Below are 23,365 nucleotides of genomic sequence, written 5' to 3' on the forward strand. Positions count from 1 at the left end.
CCGGGCTGCCCCTGAAGGAGCCGAATTCTAGCACAGGGATTCCGTGACTAACGGTGATCTCGCAGGTTGCTTATCCACACTGTTTGGTAAGGCTCCAGCAACATTTGCTGCTTATTGCAGTCCTCGCCAGAGATAAGGTCGGACCAGTCCTGAGCTTCAATAAGATTGATATCGCTAAGCTGTAGATGCTCGGCCTCGTTGCTAACATTGCTGATGCAGAAAATACTTTGCCGCCGATCCGAACTCTGACGCCAAAAACCAAACAAGGTAGCACCCAAGTGCAGCGTGAACTGCGTAGCGTTGGGATGAAAGGCCGATTGTTTTTGTCGAATCGCCAATAGATCCATAATCCCCCTGAACACCTGTGAATGATCAGACCGCTCATCGCCGAGCTGCGCTTCCAACTCCTCAAGCTGCCATTGATGGCGGTTTATAGCTCTGTTTTCGCCTGTATTCTCAAAGCGCTCCAAATCATTGTGAGTGCCCACCAGACTGTGGATATAAATACCTGGAATCCCCTCGAGCCCCAACATTATTGCGTGGGCACAAACAAATCGCTGAAGACCATATTCATCAGCGCCTGCGGTTGTTCCCTGAAGGGCGTCAATCAAGGCAATGTTGATCTCGTAGGGCTTGTTCTGCCCATCATCCAAAGCCCGATAGGACACATGCCCGCCAAAACGACGCATGGTGCTAATCAGCGTCTGTAACTCTTCATCGGACAAGAGGCCTTCCGCCGGACGCAAACCAATACCGTCATGGGACGCAATAAAATTAAAGTACGCGGTGCCATGTTGTGGCGGCGGCATGCTCATCATCCATTGCTTCAGATAGAAACAATCACCGGTAACTAGAGTATTGACCAGTAAAGGCGGCAAGGAAAAGTTGTAGACACAGTGAGCCTCATTCGCATTGCCAAAGTAAGCGAGGTTCTCCTGATTGGGAATATTTGTCTCGGTAATGATCAGCGCGTCGCCACGTGCATGCTCTATCAGCGTTCGCAGCAAGCGCACAATTTCATGGGTCTTGCGCAAGTTGAGCGAACTGGTGCCGGGCTTCTTCCAGAGAAACGCCACGGCATCCAGGCGGAATATTCGTATACCGTAGTCGAGATAGTGACGCACGATTTCGACCATGCGCTTGAGCACTTCTGGATTGCGGAAGTTAAGATCAACCTGATCGTGACTGAAAGTACACCAGACGTGACGAGTTCCATCGATAGCTTCTACTTCGCGAAGCAAGGGGGACGTGCGCGGCCGTACGACTAATGACAAATCATCTTTAGGCGACGCAGTGGCAAAATAATCCTTGCCCGGCTCTTCGTTACGCAAAAAGTTGGAGAACCACTGACTCGCACTGGAACAGTGATTGATGACAAGGTCACCCATAAGGTTGTACTTGGCACCAATCGCAAGCACGTCATTCCAGTCACCAAGCGTCTCATTAACTTTCAAGTAATCAATCACGGCAAAGCCGTCATCGGAGCTCCAGGGACAAAACGGCAGAACATGCACGCCCGTGATGCGGCCGTCGGCATAGTGATCCAGCCAATACTTCAGTGTTTGCAACGGGGCTTCGCCGTCTTTCTTAATGCTATCCCCATAGGTGATCATCAGCGCATCGCGCTGATCCCAATGATTGAGATGTGGGTCGGGCTGCGGCATATCATCTTGCAGGCGCATGATGTCCAACAACTCTATAGCGAGTGCGCCCATCTCCGGGCTTATATCGCCGCCGGCATAGATAACAGAAAGCTGTTGAGCTACACGGTGAGCCAATCCCAAACGATGCTCGTCATGGGCGCCTGAATGCTCAGCTGGGGGCATACTCCGCGGTGTCCTCTTCCACTGCCTGCAATAAGCGTTCACGAACCGAAGGCATTGCACTACTTACCCGAGACCAGCTCGGAATAAATGGCCGCTCCATTGGCCGATCAAGAAAGGCCTCGCCGGCCTTCATAATGTTCTCAGCAAAGAGCTCCACCGCTCGCTCCTCACTGTGCAGATCATATTCGAGTCCGTTCATCACTGCATCATTGTGGTAGGTCTCCACAAAATCGAGTGCCACGCGGTAGTAGCTAGCTTTGAGCGTACGAAAGCTCTCGGTACTAAACACCACGCCTCGGGTAGCGAGCTTACGAAACAGCGCCTTACTGATATCAATAGACATTCGCGACAAGCCCGCTGTAGCGTCGTCCGCGGACAACTTTTGGTGCTTGTGATCATAAGTGTCGGCGATGTCAACTTGGCATAAGCGGTTATTCGCGTAGTTGCGGTGCATTTCCGAAAGCACCCCAATTTCAAGACCCCAATCGCTGGGAATTCGTAGATCGTTGAGCACATCGCGACGGAAGGAAAATTCCCCGGCCAGGGGATAGCGGAAGCTATCCATGTAGTTGATGTACTCCAATTCACCCTGAGTTTTTTTCAAGGCCCGCAGCAAAGGCGTTACCAAGAGGCGACTCACGCGACCGTTGATCTTGCCGTTGGCAACACGCGCGTAATAGCCTTTGCAAAACTCGTAGTTGAAGTTGGGATTGGCCACCGGATAAATGAGTCTTGCGAGCAACGATCGGTCGTAGGTAAGAACGTCACAATCGTGCAATGCGATTGATTCAACACGGTCTGCTGCCAGAATGTAACCCATGCAATACCAAACGTTGCGGCCCTTACCCAGCTCTCGCGGCGCGAGATCCATCTCGCGGAGCTCCTCATCAATAGCCTTCAATCGGGGGCCATCGTTCCAAAGCACCCGGTGCGGCTGAGGAAGCTGCGAAAAGAACTTCAGCGCATCGCGGTACTGCTGCTCCGTCGCGGAGTCCAATCCGATGACAATCTGCTCAAGATAAGGCACCTGCGCTAGATGCTCGACGATACGCGGAAGCGCCTCTCCTTCGAGCTCAGAATACAGGGAGGGCAGCAATAGACCCATAGGACGGGACTTGCTGAAGCCGACCAGTTCTGCCTCCAGCTCTTCAACAGGTCGCTTAGAGAGATTGTGTAACGTAGTGATGATGCCGTTCTGGTAAAAATCCGCCATGCTTACACTTCCTCACGAGACTGATACAGGCCACGCAACCATTCGCGAACCCCAGCTGCCCAGGCCTCTGGCCCGTAACCTTCACCAACGATAACGCCGTCCACACGATCAAGCTCCGGCAACGCACGATGCTGCGCAGGAATCTGTAAAGCGTGACGGGCTACTTCGAGCATAGGAACGTCGTTCTCACCATCCCCTACTGCCAGATCATAAACAGCCGAGGCCCTGGCGGCCAGCGCATATTCCTCGCGTAGCCAAACCAGAGCCTGACCCTTGTCGCAATCTCCGGCAACACTGTAGAAACGGCCGCCCTTGAGCACCCGCGCTCCCGCTGCCGACAGCTTGAACAAAAATTCTTTGAGATCTAGATCGCTCCCCCGCCATTGCACGGGCTCGCTGTACTCGCGCTCATTGGCAAGAGCGGCCTTCTCGGCGCTTAGCCCCGTCATTTCGACGATTCCAGCCGTTCCCGCTGTCGCAAAGTCCATAAAACATCCAGGCATTTTCTCTCGCAACTTATCTAGCGCGTCTTTCCAATGCGTCCTAGACGGCGCAAGCTCACGAACCCAGTAACCGTCACGGAGCTCGGTACCCGCTGGCTGTTTTTGAAAGTAGCGCTCAGGGATACAAATCGCAGCGCCATTTTCTACGATAAATGGGTGTTCGTTGCCAAGCTCTGCGCGCAGCTCGAGCATCTCGGCCCGAGTCTTACTCGAAGCAAAGATCACAGGAATCCGCATCTCTTCCAGTACCTGTAGTACGGGCTTAGCCGGTCCATAACTATAGTCATCATGATCCAGTAGCGAACCATCCAGGTCAGTTATGACCAGATGAACAACGTTACTCAATCTCTAGACTCCAGGCCATGTGTTCTGACGATATTCCGATCGCCATCCATTTTGAGCAGCACATCAGCGCGTTGTGGCAGATCACGCAGGCATTGCCTTGTGTAGCGCTCAAAGTGCTGAACAAATCGACTTAGCGTAGCATCACTCATTACGCCTTCGCCCTGGCCTACGACGGATTCCCGGAGCTTCTCCTCTTGCTCGGTACGCCAGCGAAGCACCTGCTCAAAACCGGGAGCCGCGAGCATGATCCAAACATCCAGGTCAGCATAAAACGGTTCGTAATGCTGCCTAAGCATCTCATTGGAGTAAGTTCGCCACTGCGATTCTGTGTCTTCATCTCGTTCCAGCGTATTGATGGGCTGCGCGAGAACCCCAGGCTCCTCGCTTGTAGCCCCGAGACACCAGCCTTCCAAAACAACCACATCTACCGGAGCGTCAATGAGCGTCCAAACTTCCTGGGGTGCGCGATCGTCTATGGACTTATCAAAACGCGGTACCGATACCGGCTTTAGCGACTCCCTGCTCAACGCATTCAACACAGCGCGCAGTAATTCCACGTCATGCGTGCCTGGCACACCTCGTGTTCGCAATAAGGGGTGAATGCGCTCAGCAAGATCAAGTCGCTCTGCACGAGTGAGATAAAAATCGTCAAGGGACAACGCTACTGCGGAAAGTCCGTACTCTTCAGCCAGACAGCTACAGAGATAATCTCCAAGGGTGCTTTTGCCCGAGCCCTGGCTTCCGTTAAGTGCTACATGCAGTGTGGAGCCCAGCGTCCGACGTCGCTGAGCAAGGACTCCCGCCAGAGGCTCAAAGTATTTGTTGGCCGTATCCAGGTAGGCATCGGGTAGCCGATGCGCGTCAAGAAAACTGCGCTGCCACGGCCTGATGGTGGCTACTGCCTCAGACACTATCAAAGTAAAAGATTACGAATATCTCCAAGAAGCTGACATAGCTCGGTAAGAAAACGTCCCGCATCGCCGCCATTAACCACCCTGTGGTCATAGGAGAGCGCCAAAGGCAACTGTAGTCGTGGCTGAAAACTCTGCCCGTCCCATACGGGTTGGGTGTTCGCGCGGCTGACCCCGAGGATCGCGACTTCGGGTGCATTCACAATCGGAGTAAAGCCTCGTCCACCTATCGAGCCCAGACTCGACACGGTGAATCCCCCGCCCTGCATGTCTGCCGGCTTGAGCTTGCGATCCCGCGCCTTGCCCGCCAGCTCTATGACTTCGTCAGCAAGCTCCCAAAGAGTCTTCTGATCCACATCGCGAATGACGGGCACTACAAGTCCTGCCGGCGTATCGACTGCCATTCCGATATGCACATAGCGCTTGTAGGTCAGAGTACTTCCGCCATCACTGAGCGACGAGTTGATTTTCTCGTTGCGCTTGAGTGCCACTGCACAGGCTTTGAGTAAAAACGGTAACGGGGTCAAGCGTGAGCCACGCTTTTCGGCCTCGGCCTTTAGAGACTTTCTAAAGGCTTCCATCTCCGTGATATCGGCATCGTCAAACTGCGTCACGTGCGGAACGTTGAGCCAGTTGCGCTGCATATTCGTGGCCGTGATCTTGTCAATCTTGCTTCGCTCGACGACATCTACAGGCCCAAAAGCCGAAAAGTCGACATCCGGAATTACCGGTATGCCAGCGCCACCACTACCCTCACCGGGAGCCGCAAGTGCACGGCTCACGTATTGATGCAGATCCTCTTTGAGAATACGGCCTCGAGGTCCACTGCTCTTAACAGACCCAAGCGGCACGCCAAATTCCCTGGCAAGACGACGAACGGCCGGTCCGGCATAAACGCCTTTGCCCTTGGAATCAGGCGCCGCTGCAGCTTCCTTACTCGCCGGTGGAACCGGGGCCTCAACTGCAGGCGCAGGCGCCGCGGTGGGCGCTGGAGCACTAGCCTTTGAGTCAACAGAACTCGGCTCTACAACATTCGACTCCGTAACAACAGCATCAAGAATCAAGAGGACATCACCCTGCTTAACCTGCTGACCTTCGTTAACCTGCAACGCCTTGACTACACCAGACGCGGTCGACGGCACCTCCATAGAAGCCTTGTCTGTCTCGAGCACCACGAGCGTGTCACCTTCGGCGACGGTGTCGCCAACGCTCACCGAAATCTCAATGAGATCAACGGCTTCATCGGTGCCAATGTCCGGCACGGTGATTTCCACGGCCTGTGATACCGGGGTGGCTGACGCAGGCGTATCAGCTGTATTTTTGCTCTCAGCCTCTTCAGGCACAGGCTCAATCGGCTGAGCAACAACAGCCGCTGAATCCGCTTCGCCAGCTGCAGCATCCGTAGTTTCGATGACCGCAACAGCCGCACCTTCAGCCAGCTGATCTCCATCCTTCGCCAATACCTCCACCACCGTGCCTGCAACTGTGGAAGGTATTTCCATAGACGCTTTGTCAGATTCGAGAACCAACAGTCCTTGATCTATTTCGACGATGTCACCGGGACTCACCAGCACTTCAACTACTTCGGCAGCATCTGAACCACCAATATCAGGGACTAGGACTGTTTCCTGTGCCACGGACTCTCTCCTCGCTATAGCGCTAGTAGCGCTGCGCTAACTGCTTTTTATATTGTTGTGGGGTCGACTTTATTCGGATCAATCCCGAGGGCATCCCGTGCCAAAGCGACATCCTGAACACTGTAATCACCGCGTGCGGCGAGCGCATTCAGCGCAGCCAACACGACAAATTCCCGACTGACCTCAAAAAAGTGTCGTAGCTTGGCGCGAGTATCGCTGCGTCCAAATCCGTCTGTGCCCAAAACATAAAGCTCGGCTGGACAGGCGGAACGCAGCTGCTCAGAGAAACTCTTCATATAGTCCGTGGCAATCACGACCGGAGCGTCACTCCCCTGTAACTGCTCAGTGAAGTACGCCGTTCGAGGAGCCTTATCAGGGTTCAACATATTCCAGCGCTCAACCTGCTTACCATCACGCTGTAACTCATTGATGCTCGTCAAGCTCCACACCTCAGCATCCACGCCGTAGTCTGCGCGCAATATTTCTGCCGCTGCCTCCACTTCCCGCAAAATGCTGCCCGCACCACAGAGGCGCACACGAGGAGCATCGGTCTCGGCATTTTTCAAACGATACATACCCTTCACGATGCCGGCTTCCACACCTTCGGGCAGAGCAGGCTGAGGATAGCTTTCGTTCATCGTAGTGATGTAATAAAAGCGATTCTCCCGCTCCGAGTACATCCGACGCATGCCATCTTGAATAATTACCGCCAACTCGTAGGCGTACGTTGGGTCGTAGCTGACACAATTTGGAATAGTCGCGGCCAACAGGTGACTGTGACCATCCTGATGCTGCAAGCCCTCGCCGTTAAGCGTTGTACGTCCAGACGTGGCCCCCATGAGAAAACCGCGAGCCTGACTATCTCCCGCAGCCCAAAGCAAATCACCAATGCGCTGAAAACCAAACATCGAATAAAAAATATAGAAAGGCACCATCGGATAGTTGCTGGTGCTGTAGGACGTAGCCGCCGCCAACCAAGCCGAAGCCGCTCCAGCTTCGTTGATGCCCTCTTCAAGAATCTGTCCCTTGATATCTTCCTTGTAGTACATGATCTTATCGGCATCATGCGGCGTGTATCGCTGACCTACAGAAGAATAAATGCCCAGCTGGCGGAACATGCCTTCCATACCAAAAGTACGCGCCTCATCCGGCACGATAGGTACGACGCGATGTCCGATCGCCTTGTCCTTGGCAAGTGTCGACAAAATGCGCACAAAGGCCATGGTGGTAGAGACGCTGCGATCACCGCTGCTCTTTGTCTGAGCAGAAAACGCATCCAGCCCTGGCACTGGCAAGACCTGCGCCTCACTTCGGCGCGCAGGTATACAGCCACCTAGCTGGCGACGCCGCTCCCGCATATAACGCATTTCGGGACTGTTCTCGTCGGGCCGGTAATACGGCACGGATGGCAAGGCTTCATCATCAACTGGAATCGCAAAACGATCCCGGAACGCTTTAAGCGCCTCTATATCCAGCTTTTTCAGGGAGTGAGTTTCGTTGCTGGCCTCTCCGGCCTCGCCCGTACCGTAACCTTTCACTGTCATGGCTAAAATAACCGTCGGCCGCTCAAACTGGTCTGCCGCTTTAGCGTAGGCGGCATAAACCTTGTAAGGGTCGTGACCACCACGATTGAGATACATGATGTCGTCGTCGGAAAGGTCCTTCACAAGATCCAGAGACTCGGGGTACTTCCCAAAGAAGTGTTCCCGGGTGTAGGCCCCACCGTTGTACTTGTAGTTCTGGAGTTCGCCGTCACACACTTCGTCCATGCGCTTTTGCAGCATGCCAGACTCATCCCGCTCCAGAAGCGGATCCCACTTGCGACCCCATATAACCTTTGAAACATCCCAGCCAGCACCGCGGAACACGCCTTCAAGCTCTTGAATAATCTTGCCATTGCCGCGCACAGGGCCATCAAGGCGCTGCAAGTTACAGTTCACGACAAAAATGAGGTTGCCTAGTTTCTCACGGCCCGCCAAAGAAATAGCACCGAGAGACTCAGGCTCGTCGCACTCGCCGTCGCCCAGAAAACACCAAACATTACGGTCTTTTTGATCAACGAGACCGCGATCACTTTGGTACTTCATCACCCGCGCTTGGTAAATCGCCTGGATCGGACCTAGCCCCATAGACACGGTCGGGAACTGCCAATAGTCAGGCATCAACCAGGGGTGTGGGTAAGAGGAAAGTCCATTTCCATCGACCTCGCGTCGAAAGTTATCGAGCTGATCCTCCGTCAGGCGGCCCTCTAGATAGGAACGCGCGTACATTCCCGGAGCACTGTGCCCCTGGTAGAACACAAGATCACCAGGGTGGCCATCTTCGGTACCGCGGAAAAAGTAGTTACAGCCCACGTCATAAAGCGTAGCGGAGGACGAGAAACTGCTGATGTGTCCGCCGAGACCTTCATCGTTATCGTTAGCGCGCATCACCATAGCTAGCGCGTTCCAGCGCACCAGCGAGCGAATACGGCGCTCCATAAACAAGTCGCCCGGCATGGGCCTCTCGTCTTCGGGCCTGATGGTGTTACGAAAGGGTGTCGTAATCGACGGGGGGAGCGGCACACCCGTATCAACGGCGTGCTTGGCCAACTGAGTCATGAGATAGCGGGCGCGATTGTCGCCGCCGTCTCGGACAACGCTGTCCAGTGAATCCAGCCATTCCCGGGTTTCGATGGGGTCGATATCGTCGATCATTGCTGTAGTCCCGCCAGCGTTGCATGACGAAAACCCAGTTAGGGCCGCCGCTGAAACGCTACTTAGTTCTTTATTAGAATCAACTCGAGCAAATTGATAGCCCCGAGCACGCTTCAACAAATAATACGGTGTCTAAATATTGATCACAAGTCCTGCACCACCCCTAGTTGGTTCCTATATGAAACCAACAGGTCTCAATGCGGCTTAAATCAAATTCTGCTCCCACCCCCAGTGAGTGGGAAGCAACAGGGGAGGATCACAAAGGAGAGAGGTCTATCTCATAGGTCCCGCGACCGTCGCGCAGAGCCTCAGGGCTTACAAATACCTCACTTTTTATATCCGGCGTCACAGCCCTGGCTCCTGCACTGAGCGCCAGTAGTGAACGCGGCGCATCTAGGAACAACTGTCGATATGCCGCCTGCCACTCTTCAAAGCTAATGGACTCTACGGCCGCCGCCATTTCCTGGGGACTATCGAACAGCCATTCTCGAGTTGCGATGGATTGCCAGTAAAACTCTGCGCGCTCCCGCAAATTTTCCTGCGGTTTCAAAGTCGCATTGATCAGTGCCTGACGATGTCGCTCGAATTGTTCCAGCGTTATGTCTTCCAAGGTGCCCACAAGAAATTGCTGCATCGCGTCAACGACATGGGCTGACGAATGCGACGGAGACTGCACAAGTAAGAGTAGTCCAGGTACATCGTACTGCGCCCAGGGGAAACTCGATACGATGTATCCCAACTGCTGCTCCGTACGCAACTGCTGAAAGAACCCGGACTCCGTAATCTGCGCAGTCAGTGCTACGAGCGCACGATCACGCCAGGTTTGTCCCGCACCCTGGAGATACCAGGCTACTACCGTATCGTTGTGCTCAATACGTGAACGTAATTCCAGTGAGTCATTCTCGGTGATCCGCAGTACTTGCGGAGCTACCGCGGGCTTACCCTCTCCAGCGCCCAAAACGACGTCCAGAGTCTCGGACATCACATATACATCAGTTGGCGGATAGTTCCCGTACAACATCGCCTCTGCTCGGGCGGATTGCCAAAAGCTCTTGCGATAGGTCTCAAGACCTTCGACATCAAGAGCCTCCAGCGCTGCGATCAGCTCCGGCTCATCGTAAGAGCCTCTGCCCAACGCGCGGCGCAGGTCATCCATAAGCTGTGAGCTTGGACGACGTGCCACGGTGTTTTGTAGCTCCAACACCATATCCCGGCGTAAGCGTTCGAAGCGCGCGGGCTCAAAGGCCTGATCCGCAATATTGGCCAAAAGCTCTTTGAGCAACATGGGCTGCTTATCGTTGTAGCCACTCACCCGCATGCTGATGCCCTGGGCATGGCTGTAAAAATTGAAACCCAATCCAGCGAGCAGAGCCGGATAGGTGTACTCCCGCACAGCGTCTGTGACCATCCTAGTGTACAGCGCTGAGGCCGCCTTTTGATCCGCCGAAGCTGAGACCAGCGGCGAGCGAAAGCTCACATACATGGCTCCCTTAGGCACCTGGAACTCATCAGCCTGCTTAAACCAGATCCGTTTCCGCGGCTGCTCTACCCGCAACTCAGGTAAGACAGGGTTATCGTCAGCCACAGCGACAAGCTCGACGTCTTCGGCGATAAACGGATTAGGCTCAGGCAGACTCAGACCCGAAATATCGTCGGCCTGCCACCGCGACAGCATCAAGGCCTCTGGCCCCAACTGACTGTAGGCCACTGCATAATAGGGCGACTCGCGATCTGTGCTCACTTCGGGCGCCGTGAGCACCACTTGTGCTCGTCTAGGCGTCAGAGCCTCCAGTGTCTCGTTAATCATCAAGGGATCAAAATCGCTCATCAGATAAGGACCCTGGAGCAGATCGTTGTCCGCGTAGTAATGCATGGCGTTACTCAAACCGCTGACGTAACCCATAGGCGCAGACGGTTCCCGGAAGCGAAATGCCAAAGCTGACACTGCAGATTGTTCGTCATAAATGCGTTCTTTGGGATCCTGTGACTGCAGTAATTCAAGATAAGCAAACACGCTCTGTAGTACGCGCTCGTAATCCGCCACGCCGCTCTCGGTAAGCGCTATGGTCACCGACAGCAGTGCTCCGCCCCGCCAACTAAGTCCCGTACCCGAGGACAAACCATCTGCCAGACCCTCGCGCTTCAGTAAAGACAACAAGCTCCCCTCGCCTTCGTGTCCCATAAGACTGGAAACGTAGGTCATAGGTTTGGCGTTGTAATCGCCGCGGAAGTCGGGAATCTGAAAATTCACCTCTAACTGTCGCAAGGTGCCCTGAGGCTTGATCTTGAGCAGCATGGGGAGCTGGGCATCGACAAATAGCGGTTCCTCGATCTGCTCAAGCTCCACATTGCGGTTAGGCACCGCCGAGAACATTTCTTTAGCCATGTCCTCCAGCGTGTCCAAAGGCTCACGGCCAAGAATGACCAAACGCATGATGTCGGCGGAATAGTGTTTATCGTAAAAGCTCAACAAATCATCGCGAACCGACGAATCAGGGCGATCAGCAAGACTCTCCAGACTACCTACGGAGAACTGACTAAAGGGATGCTCTGGATTCATGGACGCCTGAAGTACATCCAAGCCTCGACGTGGATCACTCTTGAGACCCATTTGATACTCGGCCTGCACGGCGTTGCGCTCCCGATCTACATAAGCTCCATCAAAATTAGGCGCAATAAAGAACTGAGCAAAGCGGTCTAAGGCATCGGGCAGATGCTCTGCATCAATATCGAAAAAGTAGTTAGTGTGCTCGAAGCTGGTGTAGGCGTTTCGCGTACCGCCATGCTCTGTCACAAACTGCTCATACTCCGCCGCATTTGGGTACTTTGCCGTGCCCAGAAACAGCATGTGCTCCAAAAAGTGCGCCAAGCCACCGCGACCCTCGGGGTTATCGCCGCTACCGACCTGCACATCAAGAGACGCCGCAGCTTTGGGAGTATCCGGGTTAGATACAAGCAGTGTCTTTAACCCATTATCCAAAGTCACCAGGCGATAGCCAAAGCGGTCGTTAGGGCTCTGAGCAGGAGCTGTCGATGAGGATGGTGGCTCGGGACTAGCGCAGGCGGCCAGGAGTCCAACAAGCACAAACAGACCGGCTTGCACCGCGCAGGCCGCGGTGATTCGAATTTGCATAGTGTTACTCCGCAGAGTTAGGTATAGCGACGGCTTCGCGTTTGGGCCAGGCGTTAATAACAGCCTTGATCAACGTGGCAAGAGGTATGGCAAAAAACACACCCCACAGCCCCCAGATACCGCCAAAAAACAAAACCGCCACAATGATAGCGACAGGGTGAAGATTAACGGCTTCTGAAAACAACAGGGGCACCAATACGTTGCCGTCCAACATTTGTATAACAACATAGACCGCCAACACCCAATAAAATTCCGGAGTCAGTCCCCACTGAAAGAGTCCCACCGCCGCGACAGGTACTGTCACAATAAAAGCGCCTATGTAAGGGATGATCACAGAGAGCCCCACGAGCAGACCAAGAAGGGCTGCATAGCGAAGACCAAGCCCTGTGAAGCTGACATAACTCACCGCACCCACAATGATGATCTCGACCATTTTGCCCCGAGCGTAGTTAGAGAACTGGATATTCATCTCTGCCCAAATCCTGTCCAGCAAAGGTCGGTTTTCGGGTAAAAATGCTGCCAACCAGCGTGTGATTTGCGCGCGATCCTTAAGCAAGAAAAAAACAATAATCGGCACCAGTACCACATACACCATCAGCGTCATGAAGCCCGGTATGCTGGCTAAAGTCATCGTGACGATCGTTTGGCCCAGCCCTGCTATCTCGCCCTGAACTCCGGATAACAGCTGATCAATTTGCTCCTGACTAAAGGCTTCGGGGTAACGCCCAGGCAGAATTTCGAGCAAGTCACGGCCCTGATCGATCATACGAGGCACTTCGGTGATGAGTCCGATGGACTGGCGCCAAACGAGGGGTAGCAAGCCAAGAAGCACCGCAAAAAATGCGCCCATGAACACCGTAAATGCCAGGAAAAATCCGAGCCACGGGGGTAAACCTAGCCGGCAGAGCAGAATCACGACGCCCTGCACCAGATAAGCAAGGACGATCGATGCTAGCAAGGGCGCAAGAATATCCCCAATGGTCGCCAGAAGGATCAGCGACAGGAAAATCAGCACCAGCAGAAGTACCGACTCCTCTTCGAAAAGATAGCGTTCGTACCACTTAGTAAAAATTTCAAGCATGGTCAGTTTTTACGCAGTAAAAAGTGAAACTCATCATCGACATCTACAGCCTCGAGCAGTTCGTGCCCACTTTGCTTCGTAAACACCTCAAAATCACGGCGAGAGCCCGAATCAGTGGAGATCAAATGGAGTGTCTGGCCCACCTCCAAGCCGTTAAGCCCACGCTTTGCCATTAACAATGGCATGGGACAGCGCTGCCCTCGAGCATCGACCCGAGCATCTGCATCATGACCTATTCCCGTAACAGATGCTTGTTCACTGCTCAAAAGCGAGGCTTCCTTGTATTCGGAGCGCAATAAGATACGCCTGACTTGGCGCGACCTTGAGCGAACTTATTTACCCAAGCGTCGTCCAAGACAATAATGAGCCGACGGCAAATCGACGCCGGCCCGACTCGCGTAGAATACTGCATGCTGATGACCGCCACCAAGCCAACTCGTGCCCCTCTGGGCTCACACTGCCGGAACCGACTCCTCGTCCTGTGGATATCGGCCACTTTGCTGTGCGCCACGATCCCGGCCCAGGCCCAGGCCCAGGCCCAGGCCCAGGCCCAGGCCCAGCGTACAGAAAAACTCAAGATCCCCAATCTTGGCGAATCAAGCACCAGTTTGTTCTCCGCCGAATACGAATATCAACTGGGGCGGGCCTGGCTTAGGGTGTTTCGCAGTCAGGTGGCCACGGTCAACGACCCCCTGCTCTTTAGTTATCTCGAAAACCTTGTGTTTCAGCTGGTTACCGAGAGCGAGCTTCAGGACCGGCGCCTGGAACTCGTGGTGGTCGACAATGCGGCTATTAATGCTTTTGCAGTGCCGGGCGGCGTAATCGGCATTCACAGTGGCTTGCTTTTGCATGCACAAACTGAAGATGAGCTCGCCACCGTCATCGCGCACGAAATCGCTCACCTCAGTCAACGGCACTTCTCACGTCGAGTGGAGTTCTCAAAGACTCAGCAGCCTTTGACCCTGGCGGCCATGCTTGCGGGCTTTGTGTTGATGGCGACAGCCGGGGGTGAGGCAGGTATGGCAGCGCTGGCAGCAGCTCAAGCGGCCGCACAGGATTCCGCTCTACGTTATTCTCGCAGTAACGAGGCAGAAGCCGACCGAGTTGCCATGCAAATCATCGTTGATGCCGGGATGGACCCCCATGCTGCCTCATCGATGTTTGACCGGATGATGCAAGCTTCACGCTATGCCACAGGCAGTCGTATGCCGGAGTTTTTGCGTACGCACCCCCTGTCTGAAAACCGGATCGCAGACACTCGAAACCGGGCTCGGCAGCACCCCAAGCAGATTCGACCAGCCAAGCTGGATTACCAGTTGATGCGCGCCCGGGTGGTCAATCAACTCGCCGACACTCCAGAAGAAGCCGCCGCGAAGTTCAGACAGGAGCTTGATGGTTCGCCTCGCTCTACGGCGGCAGCGCGCTACGGGCTGGTGCTTGCTCTGACAGATGCAGGACGCGGCGATGAAGCAGCGTTGGAGCTGGACGCAATCTGGGCCGCCGAGCCCAACCGATTGGAGTACGTGATTGCCGACGCGCGGATCGATATGGCACGTAATGAGCCCCATCGTGCCGCGGAAAAACTTGCCGCAAGGCTGAAGTTGACTCCGCGTAACCACGCGCTAACGATGACCTATGCAGAAGCTTTGATGCAGGGCCAGCAGGCACACATTGCCGAAGAAGTTCTGGTCGAGCAGAGCAAACGCAAGCCCCATGACCCCTATCTCTGGTATTTACTCGCTGAGGTTCAGGGCTTGTCGGGCAACATTATCGGTCTGCATCAAGCCCGCGCCGAGTACTTTATCCTCAACGGCATTCTTGACCAGGCCGAAAAGCAGCTGCGCTATGCCTTAGATCTAGTTCGAAACGACTACACCACAAGCGCGAAGATCAATCAGCGGATCAACGACGTTGCTCAAATGAGAGAAATGCTGGAGTCCTAAGACGGCCCGAGAGGACTAGCCATGTGCGGCAGCTCTAGTTGCAGAGAATTGCAGCATGCGCCGCAGGGGCAACATCGCGCGCTCCCCAAGCTGCGCATCAACAAATATCTCGTTATCGCCGCGATCGAACACTGTAGCAAGCGATTCGAGCTCGTTCATAGCCATCCACGGGCAATTCGCACAGCTGCGACAGGTGGCTCCGTTACCCGCTGTCGGCGCAATAATGAACTGCTTGTCAGGGGCCTGTTGCTGCAATTTGTAGAATATCCCCTGATCTGTAGCAACGATAAACTGAGGGTTGTCCATCTCTCGGGCTGCGTTGATGATCTGCGTGGTAGATCCCACACGATCTGCAAGCGCAACCACACTGGCGGGCGACTCGGGGTGCACCAATACAGCAGCATCAGGATACACACGTTTTAAGTCTTCCAAAGCCCGCGCCTTAAACTCCTCATGCACGATACAAGCTCCGTCCCACATCACCATGTCGGCACCCGTCTGCCGGCGTACGTAATCGCCCAGGTGACGATCTGGCGCCCACAGGATTTTTTCGCCCTGGGAGGACAGATGCTCGACTACATCTACGGCGATACTGGAGGTGACAACCCAGTCGGCCCGAGCTTTCACGGCTGCCGAGGTATTGGCGTAGACCACGACCTGCCGATCAGGGTGCTCATCGCAAAAAGCCGCAAACTCATCCGCAGGACAGCCCAAATCCAAGGAGCAGGTAGCCTCAAGTGTCGGCATGAGCACGCGTTTTTGCGGAGTCAGAATTTTGGCGGTCTCGCCCATAAACCGCACGCCAGCGACAATTAGGGTCTCCGCGGGGTGATCGTGACCAAACCTCGCCATCTCCAGAGAGTCGGATACACAGCCTCCGGTCTCCTCTGTCAAGGCCTGAATTTCGGGCGCAGTGTAGTAGTGCGACACAATCACAGCGTTGTGCGCAGTCAATTGTTTCTTGATGCGATCGACCAATTCTCGCCGCCGCTCCGGAGACAGTTGCTCAGAAGGATCTTTGTCGAGGTGATGTTGGACCTGCTCGCGAATCGCTTGCAGACGATCGGAAGCGATAGTCATGCTGAACCTATGGGAATATCAAACGAAAAAATAGTAGCACAGAGCTGCGATAACCGTCTGTTTTTGGCTCTCCCAACGCTGGGCATTGCAACGGCACAGTGATAGCCTTTCACCTCTTTCATAATGATCAAATTTTATGTCCAACGAGGCACCCCAGACAGGGCAACGCGCCAAGATTCTAGTCGCTGACGACGATATGAATGTGCGCCTGTTAAGCCGACAGTGTCTGGAATCCGAGGGCATGATCGTAGTCGAGGCGGCAGACGGACACGAAGCCCTTGATACCTTTGTACGCGAACGGCCAGATTTGGTTTTCCTGGATGTAGAAATGCCCGGAATGACCGGCTTGGAAGTCTGCCGCCGAATACGTGCAATGCCCCAGGGTGAAACGGTACCCATTATGATCGTTACCGGTTCCGATGATCGTCAATCCATCGATGATGGTTTTGACGCCGGCGCCACGCAGTACAAGACAAAGCCGGTTAACTGGTCACTATTGGGTCGTGACGTCCAGTACATGCTGCGCGCCAGCAATGCGTTTAACTCGCTAAAGCGCCAAGAAGACCGGCTCCGCTATCTGGCTTATTTCGACCCATTGACCAGTCTGCCCAATCGCAGAAGCTTTAACGAACAACTGAACCGCATCCTTAAGCGCTCCCAGCGTCTGAACACGCATTCGGCGCTACTGTTCATTGATTTGGATAATTTCAAGCGAATCAACGACTCCATTGGGCACGGACGTGGTGATCGACTGCTTGTGGAAATCTCAAAGAGATTGATCAATGAGCTTCGAGAAGACGACGCGATCAGTTACTACACAGAAGGCAGCGCCGAGGATGACCACGATGGCAACACCGAAATCGCACGCCTTGGTGGCGACGAATTTACCGTCGTACTGGCGGATGTTCAGCACACCGACGATGTAGAGCGCGTCGCCCGCCGAATCATGACCTCACTTTCAGAACCCATTCCCTTGCAAACCCACAACCCGGTGGTGACTCCGAGTATAGGGATCGCCATGTATCCCCAGGACGGTGAGGACGCTGAGAGTTTAGTGAGGAACGCCGACACTGCCATGTACGCGGCAAAAGCAGACGGCCGGGCATGCTTTCGTTTCTATAATGAAGAGATGAATGCCCGATCTGTCGAACACCTCAAGCTTGAGGAAGATCTGCGCGAAGCCATGCGCTCAGATCAACTGGAACTTCGTTACCAGCCCCAGGTAGAAACCATCACTGGCTCAGTGGTCAGCCTGGAGGCATTAGTACGCTGGAAGCACCCGGAACGAGGCATGATCTCCCCCGGCGACTTTATCCCTGTTGCCGAGAGCACGGGACAAATCATCGAACTGGGAGAATGGGTACTCAAAGAAGTGGCCCGGCACTGCGTTTACTGGGACTCCATTGGGCTGGCGAGCTTCAGAGTTTGCGTGAACATCTCACCATTGCAATTCAATCAGCCTGACTTGCTGCACTACATCAAGGGGTTTCTGGAACGCTCAGGCCTTGACCCACACCGGCTGGAGCTCGAACTCACAGAAAGCGCCATCATGACCGACGGCGAGAGTAATATTCTCAAGCTCTCGCAATTGAAGTCTCTTGGTCTTGATCTGGCCGTGGATGATTTTGGCACCGGCTACTCGTCCTTGAGTTATTTACGCCGATTCCCGATTAACACATTGAAAATTGATCAAAGCTTTGTCGCAGATATGAACAGTTCAGACGGCGCTGCCATTGTCGATGCGATCATCGCTTTGGCAAAGGCCTTGAACATGCGCTCAATCGCCGAGGGAATAGAAACCGAAGAGCAACTCGCCTATCTAGCGAAACGTGGTGTCGATCTCATGCAAGGCTTTTACTTTGCTCGTCCTCTCTATCCAGAGGATGTGCCTAACGCCCTTCTCCAGGATTATTCGGAGACGATTAGGCGGGTGCAGGAGTCGCAGGAGTCAAAGGAAAAAGATTGATGCGCCCACGGCTTCTTCGGGGCACACCCAAGATTTTTGGCAGTGTACTACTACAGCTCCCGCTGCTACTGAACGCTGGGACCGCAGCAAGTAGCAACGAATTGCTTGTCATGCTGCAAGGCGAGGATCTGGACGCCATAGCTCAAAGTGTCCGCGCCCACGGCGCCACCATCACCCACCATCTGCCCATCATCAATGCCTTAGGTGCTCGAATGAGCACTGGGCAACTGGCCGATATTAAAGACGCTACGCCGGGCATCCAACGTGTCATCGATGATCTAGCCTGGGAGCCAGAACCTGATACTCCGGACGTCGGGCAGTGTTCATTGAAAGCCGCTATCGAACTTAGCTGGGACTCCACAACCGCCACTTGGCGCTTGTTCAACAAAGCTGACGAGCCACTCATCATCTCTCAGGGCCAAATCGCATGGCCGCAAGAACTGGGTGCTCTCGAGTCAGCGACCTGGGGTTCGGTACCGCTCAAAATCGAAGAGAGTGCCAGCCCCTCTAGGGGTGTTGTTTGGAGCGGCGAGAGTGCGCTGAGTATCGACTCGAATAATTATGTCTCGGTACACTTTGAATTCGAGACAAGCCCTAATGCGACTGCTGCGCTGCAAAATAAAATTGTGCTACGAGCAAAGGTCACAGAAGACTGCTACGCGGAGTTGGTTCCAAGCTATACCGAGCCGTCCAAGGACAGCTACTACCCCAACGCCAGTGGGGCAGCTTTGTTACACAGTCATGGCATCACGGGCAGCGGGATCACGGTTGCGGTGCTCGACTCAGGACTATGGGAGGCCAATTCTGAGCTCACCCTGGACACCTCAGGTCATAACCGGGTATTGGCACGCTATGACGCCATCCAAGGTCAAGAGGTAGACGAGGCTTTTGATGAAAGCGGACACGGCACACATATGACCAGTGTGTTGGCACGCAGCGGATCCGTTACGAGAGCCGGCACGTCGCAACCGAGCTACCTGGGCATAGCTCCCGATGTGAAGCTCGCGGTGGTCAAAGCCTTTGGTGAAAATGGCAAAGCAGGCTTTCTGGATATCGTCCGGGGCGTGCAGTGGGTAGTGGACAATCGAGAGCGCCTGAACATCCGGGTTCTGAATCTATCGTTTGCGGCAAGACCTCGCTGGCCATACTGGGAAGACCCCGTTAACCAGGCGCTCATGCAGGCGTGGCGGGCAGGTATCTTTATTGCTGCCGCAGCCGGCAACGAAGGTCCAGAGCCCATGACCGTTGGATCTCCTGGCAACCTGCCATACCTCCTAACGGTCGGAGCGGTCACTGATTCATGGACCGAGGAGGATCGCAACGATGACTATATTCCCGATTTTTCGTCCCGAGGCCCGACTCCCATGGGCCACATCAAGCCAGATCTGGTGGCAATGGGCGGGCACATCTCAGGAATCATCCGGCCAGGCTCGACTTTGAGTCGGCAATTGCCCGAGTTCCTTTTGCAGAGCGGCGAGTTTGTGATGACCGGCACCTCTCAGGCAACAGCCTTGGTATCAGGACTCGTGGCACTGATGCTGCAGATCGCACCGGAGCTCAGTAACGACGAACTGAAATGTATGCTCGTTAGCAGTGCTGAGCCTGCCATCGAAATTGACGGCCGGCTTGCCTACTCGCCCCTTACGCAGGGCAGAGGCATGATTAACATTCAAAGAGCAGTAACTGTTGGCACGAGCGAGTGCCAACAGGCTTCCCTTGATATCGATGCCGACATTGCGGGCGAGCAGCATTTTCAGGGTCCTGCAGTATTTTCTAAAGATGTTGCTCCCTACCTACCCAGCCAATCAAATGTAATTAGCAATCGCGACAGCGAAAAAGGATTATCCGAATCACGGCGCTGGGGCATAGCCCCGCACCTGGAGCGGCTGAAGGAAGAACCTTTAGATAGTCCGATAGATTGGGTCGGCATCTACAACAAAGAGCAAGGCCAGATCGAAGAACTGGCGACCCAAGAACAGTAATCCCACATACCCCAAACGGGGCAACCCCACACCTCAACTTTTAGACCACACACGCCTACCTTATGTATTGAGGGCGTCGGCAAGAAAACCGACTCCACCCGGAATCAAGTTCCGGATATCAATTTTTTAACTACGAAGGCAGGCGTGGCGATTATGAAAGCAACGATTAAGAATACATTTTCAATTGCAGCTTTAGGTTTGGCAGCGACATTGGCGAATACAGGCGTAACGGCAGGCGAGTCGTTAAAACCAGGTGTAGACGTTAAACACGTGGTCGCAAAGCAAATGGTTTTAGGGCGAAAATCGAAGCCTGGCTTTGCTTGGGATCGCAGTGATTCTAATCAGGCCATCGCAAGTACAGCCGCTGCACAGGACACGTCCGGATTCCGCTGGGACACCGCAAATGCGCGACCAACGGTAGCATCGCTCTCGGCCTCCTCCTATTCCCAAGCGGCGCAAAGTGAGACCAAAGGTTTTATCTGGGGTATTCGTAACTCAGCCGATCAGCAAGGTTTCATTTGGGGTATACGTAACGCAGCCGAACAGCAGGGTTTCATCTGGGGTATTCGCAACGACGCCGAACAGCAAGGCTTCATTTGGGGCATCCGCAACGACGCCGAACAGCAGGGCTTCATTTGGGGCATCCGCAACGATGCAGACCAGCAAGGCTTCATTTGGGGCATCCGCAACGATGCAGACCAGCAAGGCTTCATCTGGGGCATCCGCAACGATGCAGACCAGCAAGGCTTCATCTGGGGCATCCGCAATACGGCTGACCAGCAAGGTTTCATCTGGGGAATCCGCTAACGAGAGCCTACGCCTGCTTCGCTGCGGGCCTGCCAAAATTCCGCGGCGTTTGTAGATAAGGGCCAGCCTGTTAAACCAGGCTGGCCCTTCCTTTTATTGATACTCTATCACTGTAGAATGCTCCAAAGAGTGCAATGAACAGTGAATTAATGAAATCTATATTACTTACTGGGGTTTTCCTCACCTGCTTTTTTTCTAGCATGCATTCCTCTGCGTTCAGACAAGACGAATACGCAATCGAAATATCACCTGCGTCGCAGGACCTTTCTCAAAGCTCAGTAGTAGACATTTTCCAGGACAGTAACGACTTTATTTGGCTGCTGACGCAAGAAGGGCTAAACCGGTTTGACGGCTACACAGTAGTTTCTTTCAGAACAGACCGATCGGATGAAACCTCGATTAGCAATCAGGTGACAACCAATATGGCTGAAGATGGGAATAAGACTCTTTGGATTGGCACTCTCGGTGGCGGGCTCAACCGATTTAACGAAGCGAGTCTAAGTTTCACTTCGTACAAAGCCCGCCCCTCAATTACGAACAAAAACCCAATATCAAATATGATTTCCAGCCTAAGCGCTAGCCAAGACGGCTCCTTATGGGTGGGTTATGCTAATGGCTCTGGATTTAGCCGCTTCGATTCGACAGATGAATCATTCGTTCACTACTTTTTGCCAAACCAAATACCAAGTGCCATCGTAAAAGCTTTTGCAGAGACGGCTGACGGCACTCTCTACATTGCTATAACTGGAAGCGGCCTCTATAGGATGAGCGCAACTACTCAGGTGGTTGCGCCAGTAGCAAAGCAACTCACAGACGACTCAACCGCACTCCCCATCGACATCACAGATATGATTCTGCTGGACTCGGGATCGCTTTTGATTACATCCTTCAGCGACGGCGCATTCCTATATGACCCAGCCAAAAATACTCTAGCTAAACATCCAATTCACACAGCCACGCCGGCGGAAACTGCAAATCAGATTTTGACGGTAATGGAAGACGCCGAAGGAAACCATTGGTTCGGCACAGATGCCGGCATAGTGGTTTACTCGCCCTCTGGCTCTGCCACCTGGCTCACATCAGTAAACACGCAATTACCCGAAGCTACGGTCACCGCAATACTGCAAAGCCGGTCTGGCATGCTTTGGATTGGTACATTCAGTGGTTTGGCTCAAGGCACGCGGTCACTCTTCCAAAAGTTCACCGAAGAGGATGGCCTGTCTTCCAGCGTTACATATTCAATAGCTACTGATAACGACGAAAACTGGTGGATCGGCACATCTAGAGGAATAACTGCCATCCGTCCGGAAAGAGATGCCAGCGGGGCCTGGGCGATAACCACGCCTGTCGACACACTCCTTGAGGGCTATGAAGTAACCACCATCGCAAAGCAAGGATCTACGATTTGGGCTGGATCACTAAACACAGGTTTTTTTGAAGTAGATCTAGGATCAAAAAGCATCACTCAGTTTACTGCCGATGGAGAAGAGGGGTCACTTTCCGAGAATGGAGTCCCGGTGGTCAAGGCAATGCCCGATGGACGAATACTCGTAGGCACATATGGTGGGGGCCTGAATATATATGATCCGCAGGAAAAATCTTTTCAAGTCCTCGTCAGCCAAAGCAACGACGGCACCACTATCAGCGATGACAGAGTTCTCTCTCTTTTGATCGACGCTCATGAACAAGTCTGGGTGGGGACTCAAGATGGGCTCAACCTTTTTGATCCAAACAACCTGACCTTCAGACGTTTCAAGTTCGATCCAGAGGATACGACCACACTGTCTAGCAACACTGTTTTCTCTCTCGCAGAAGATAACAATGGTGTTCTATGGATCGGCACCAGGAGTGGTGGCCTAAACTTTTTGAAGATTGATGCCGCCCAAGATCGGTCGCCGCGATTTCATCAGTTGCCGCCCGATGTAGGCGTTCCTAGCGCAGACATACTCGGAATTTTAGTCGACCAGCAAGACAACCTATGGATCTCTCATAATGCAGGCATCACACGAATAGATGGGTCCCGACAGCATTCTGTAAGCTTTGATGTGACTGCAGGACTGCAGGCGCGCGAATTTAACCAAGGAGCTGCTCATGTTGGCGCAGATGGATCTTTGTTTTTCGGCGGTCAATTTGGCTTTAATGTCATCGAGCCTGAAAAAAGTTACGACGACTCGTTCGAACCCAAAATACAAGTCACTAGTTTCAAACTACTTAATGAGCACATGTACTTCGACGCGCCATA

General features: G+C 53.8%; 15 protein-coding genes. 5 read left to right on the forward strand and 10 right to left on the reverse strand.

The features are described from left to right. Nucleotides 1–47: 47 nt before the first annotated feature. The 9 genes from ACI9KD_RS02375 to ACI9KD_RS02415 all read right to left on the reverse strand — a co-directional run bounded on the left by ACI9KD_RS02375 (nt 48) and on the right by ACI9KD_RS02415 (nt 13,611). Complete coding sequence (locus ACI9KD_RS02375) at nt 48–1,826, reverse strand: sugar phosphorylase (RefSeq protein WP_414979545.1); 1,779 nt, start codon at nt 1,824–1,826, stop codon at nt 48–50. Then, nucleotides 1,813–3,039, reverse strand: coding sequence for a glycosyl transferase (locus tag ACI9KD_RS02380; protein ID WP_414979546.1), 1,227 nt, complete (start codon nt 3,037–3,039; stop codon nt 1,813–1,815). Before ACI9KD_RS02380 ends, ACI9KD_RS02375 begins: the two co-directional genes overlap by 14 nt. A 2-nt stretch (nt 3,040–3,041) precedes the next feature. Next, the gene (locus ACI9KD_RS02385; protein WP_414979547.1) at nt 3,042–3,887 is read right to left on the reverse strand and encodes an HAD-IIB family hydrolase; all 846 of its coding nucleotides are present in this window, start codon (nt 3,885–3,887) and stop codon (nt 3,042–3,044) included. Further along, the gene (locus ACI9KD_RS02390; RefSeq protein ID WP_414979548.1) at nt 3,884–4,798 is read right to left on the reverse strand and encodes a hypothetical protein; all 915 of its coding nucleotides are present in this window, start codon (nt 4,796–4,798) and stop codon (nt 3,884–3,886) included. Before ACI9KD_RS02390 ends, ACI9KD_RS02385 begins: the two co-directional genes overlap by 4 nt. Nucleotides 4,799–4,800: 2 nt before the next feature. Beyond that, nucleotides 4,801–6,435 (reverse strand): dihydrolipoyllysine-residue acetyltransferase, encoded by a 1,635-nt coding sequence (gene aceF / locus ACI9KD_RS02395; RefSeq protein WP_414979549.1) that lies wholly within the window; start codon nt 6,433–6,435, stop codon nt 4,801–4,803. 47 nt (nt 6,436–6,482) lie between these two features. After that, entirely contained in the window at nt 6,483–9,131 is a 2,649-nt protein-coding gene (aceE, locus tag ACI9KD_RS02400; RefSeq protein WP_414979550.1) for a pyruvate dehydrogenase (acetyl-transferring), homodimeric type, read from the reverse strand. A gap of 256 nt (nt 9,132–9,387) precedes the next feature. After that, nucleotides 9,388–12,264, reverse strand: coding sequence for an insulinase family protein (locus ACI9KD_RS02405; RefSeq protein WP_414979551.1), 2,877 nt, complete (start codon nt 12,262–12,264; stop codon nt 9,388–9,390). Nucleotides 12,265–12,268: 4 nt separating this feature from the next. Further along, entirely contained in the window at nt 12,269–13,345 is a 1,077-nt protein-coding gene (locus ACI9KD_RS02410; protein WP_414979552.1) for an AI-2E family transporter, read from the reverse strand. Nucleotides 13,346–13,347: 2 nt separating this feature from the next. Next, entirely contained in the window at nt 13,348–13,611 is a 264-nt protein-coding gene (locus ACI9KD_RS02415) for a sulfurtransferase TusA family protein (RefSeq protein WP_414979553.1), read from the reverse strand. Between the two features lie 96 nt (nt 13,612–13,707). Here ACI9KD_RS02415 and ACI9KD_RS02420 point away from each other — a divergent pair, with 96 nt between their 5' ends. After that, a complete protein-coding gene (locus ACI9KD_RS02420) occupies nt 13,708–15,288 on the forward strand; it encodes a M48 family metalloprotease (protein ID WP_414979554.1) in 1,581 nt (526 codons plus the stop codon). A gap of 15 nt (nt 15,289–15,303) precedes the next feature. Here ACI9KD_RS02420 and nadA read toward each other — a convergent pair whose 3' ends face one another. After that, the gene (nadA, locus tag ACI9KD_RS02425; RefSeq protein WP_414979555.1) at nt 15,304–16,368 is read right to left on the reverse strand and encodes a quinolinate synthase NadA; all 1,065 of its coding nucleotides are present in this window, start codon (nt 16,366–16,368) and stop codon (nt 15,304–15,306) included. A gap of 136 nt (nt 16,369–16,504) precedes the next feature. Between nadA and ACI9KD_RS02430 the strand changes: the two genes are divergently transcribed. The 4 genes from ACI9KD_RS02430 to ACI9KD_RS02445 all read left to right on the forward strand — a co-directional run. Beyond that, nucleotides 16,505–18,334 (forward strand): putative bifunctional diguanylate cyclase/phosphodiesterase, encoded by a 1,830-nt coding sequence (locus tag ACI9KD_RS02430; protein WP_414979556.1) that lies wholly within the window; start codon nt 16,505–16,507, stop codon nt 18,332–18,334. Further along, entirely contained in the window at nt 18,334–20,316 is a 1,983-nt protein-coding gene (locus ACI9KD_RS02435) for a S8 family peptidase (protein WP_414979557.1), read from the forward strand. The genes ACI9KD_RS02430 and ACI9KD_RS02435 overlap by 1 nt, the downstream gene beginning before the upstream one ends. 153 nt (nt 20,317–20,469) lie before the next feature. Continuing rightward, entirely contained in the window at nt 20,470–21,123 is a 654-nt protein-coding gene (locus ACI9KD_RS02440; protein ID WP_414979558.1) for a hypothetical protein, read from the forward strand. 134 nt (nt 21,124–21,257) lie between these two features. After that, nucleotides 21,258–23,365: ligand-binding sensor domain-containing protein (locus ACI9KD_RS02445; protein WP_414979559.1), on the forward strand; the 2,108-nt coding region annotated here is incomplete at its 3' end.

Origin of the sequence: Congregibacter sp., from assembly GCF_047617445.1 — a bacterium.
In the GTDB taxonomy this organism is placed as follows: Bacteria; Pseudomonadota; Gammaproteobacteria; order Pseudomonadales; family Halieaceae; genus Congregibacter.

Coding starts and splice junctions, on each gene's coding strand:
- ACI9KD_RS02430 (WP_414979556.1), top strand. CDS start 16,505: ATGTCCAACGAGGCACCCCAGACAGGGCAACGCGCCAAGATTCTAGTC.
- ACI9KD_RS02405 (WP_414979551.1), bottom strand. CDS start 12,264: ATGCAAATTCGAATCACCGCGGCCTGCGCGGTGCAAGCCGGTCTGTTT.
- ACI9KD_RS02410 (WP_414979552.1), bottom strand. CDS start 13,345: ATGCTTGAAATTTTTACTAAGTGGTACGAACGCTATCTTTTCGAAGAG.
- nadA (WP_414979555.1), bottom strand. CDS start 16,368: ATGACTATCGCTTCCGATCGTCTGCAAGCGATTCGCGAGCAGGTCCAA.
- ACI9KD_RS02380 (WP_414979546.1), bottom strand. CDS start 3,039: ATGGCGGATTTTTACCAGAACGGCATCATCACTACGTTACACAATCTC.
- ACI9KD_RS02435 (WP_414979557.1), top strand. CDS start 18,334: ATGCGCCCACGGCTTCTTCGGGGCACACCCAAGATTTTTGGCAGTGTA.
- ACI9KD_RS02420 (WP_414979554.1), top strand. CDS start 13,708: ATGAGCCGACGGCAAATCGACGCCGGCCCGACTCGCGTAGAATACTGC.
- ACI9KD_RS02375 (WP_414979545.1), bottom strand. CDS start 1,826: ATGCCCCCAGCTGAGCATTCAGGCGCCCATGACGAGCATCGTTTGGGA.
- ACI9KD_RS02440 (WP_414979558.1), top strand. CDS start 20,470: ATGAAAGCAACGATTAAGAATACATTTTCAATTGCAGCTTTAGGTTTG.
- aceE (WP_414979550.1), bottom strand. CDS start 9,131: ATGATCGACGATATCGACCCCATCGAAACCCGGGAATGGCTGGATTCA.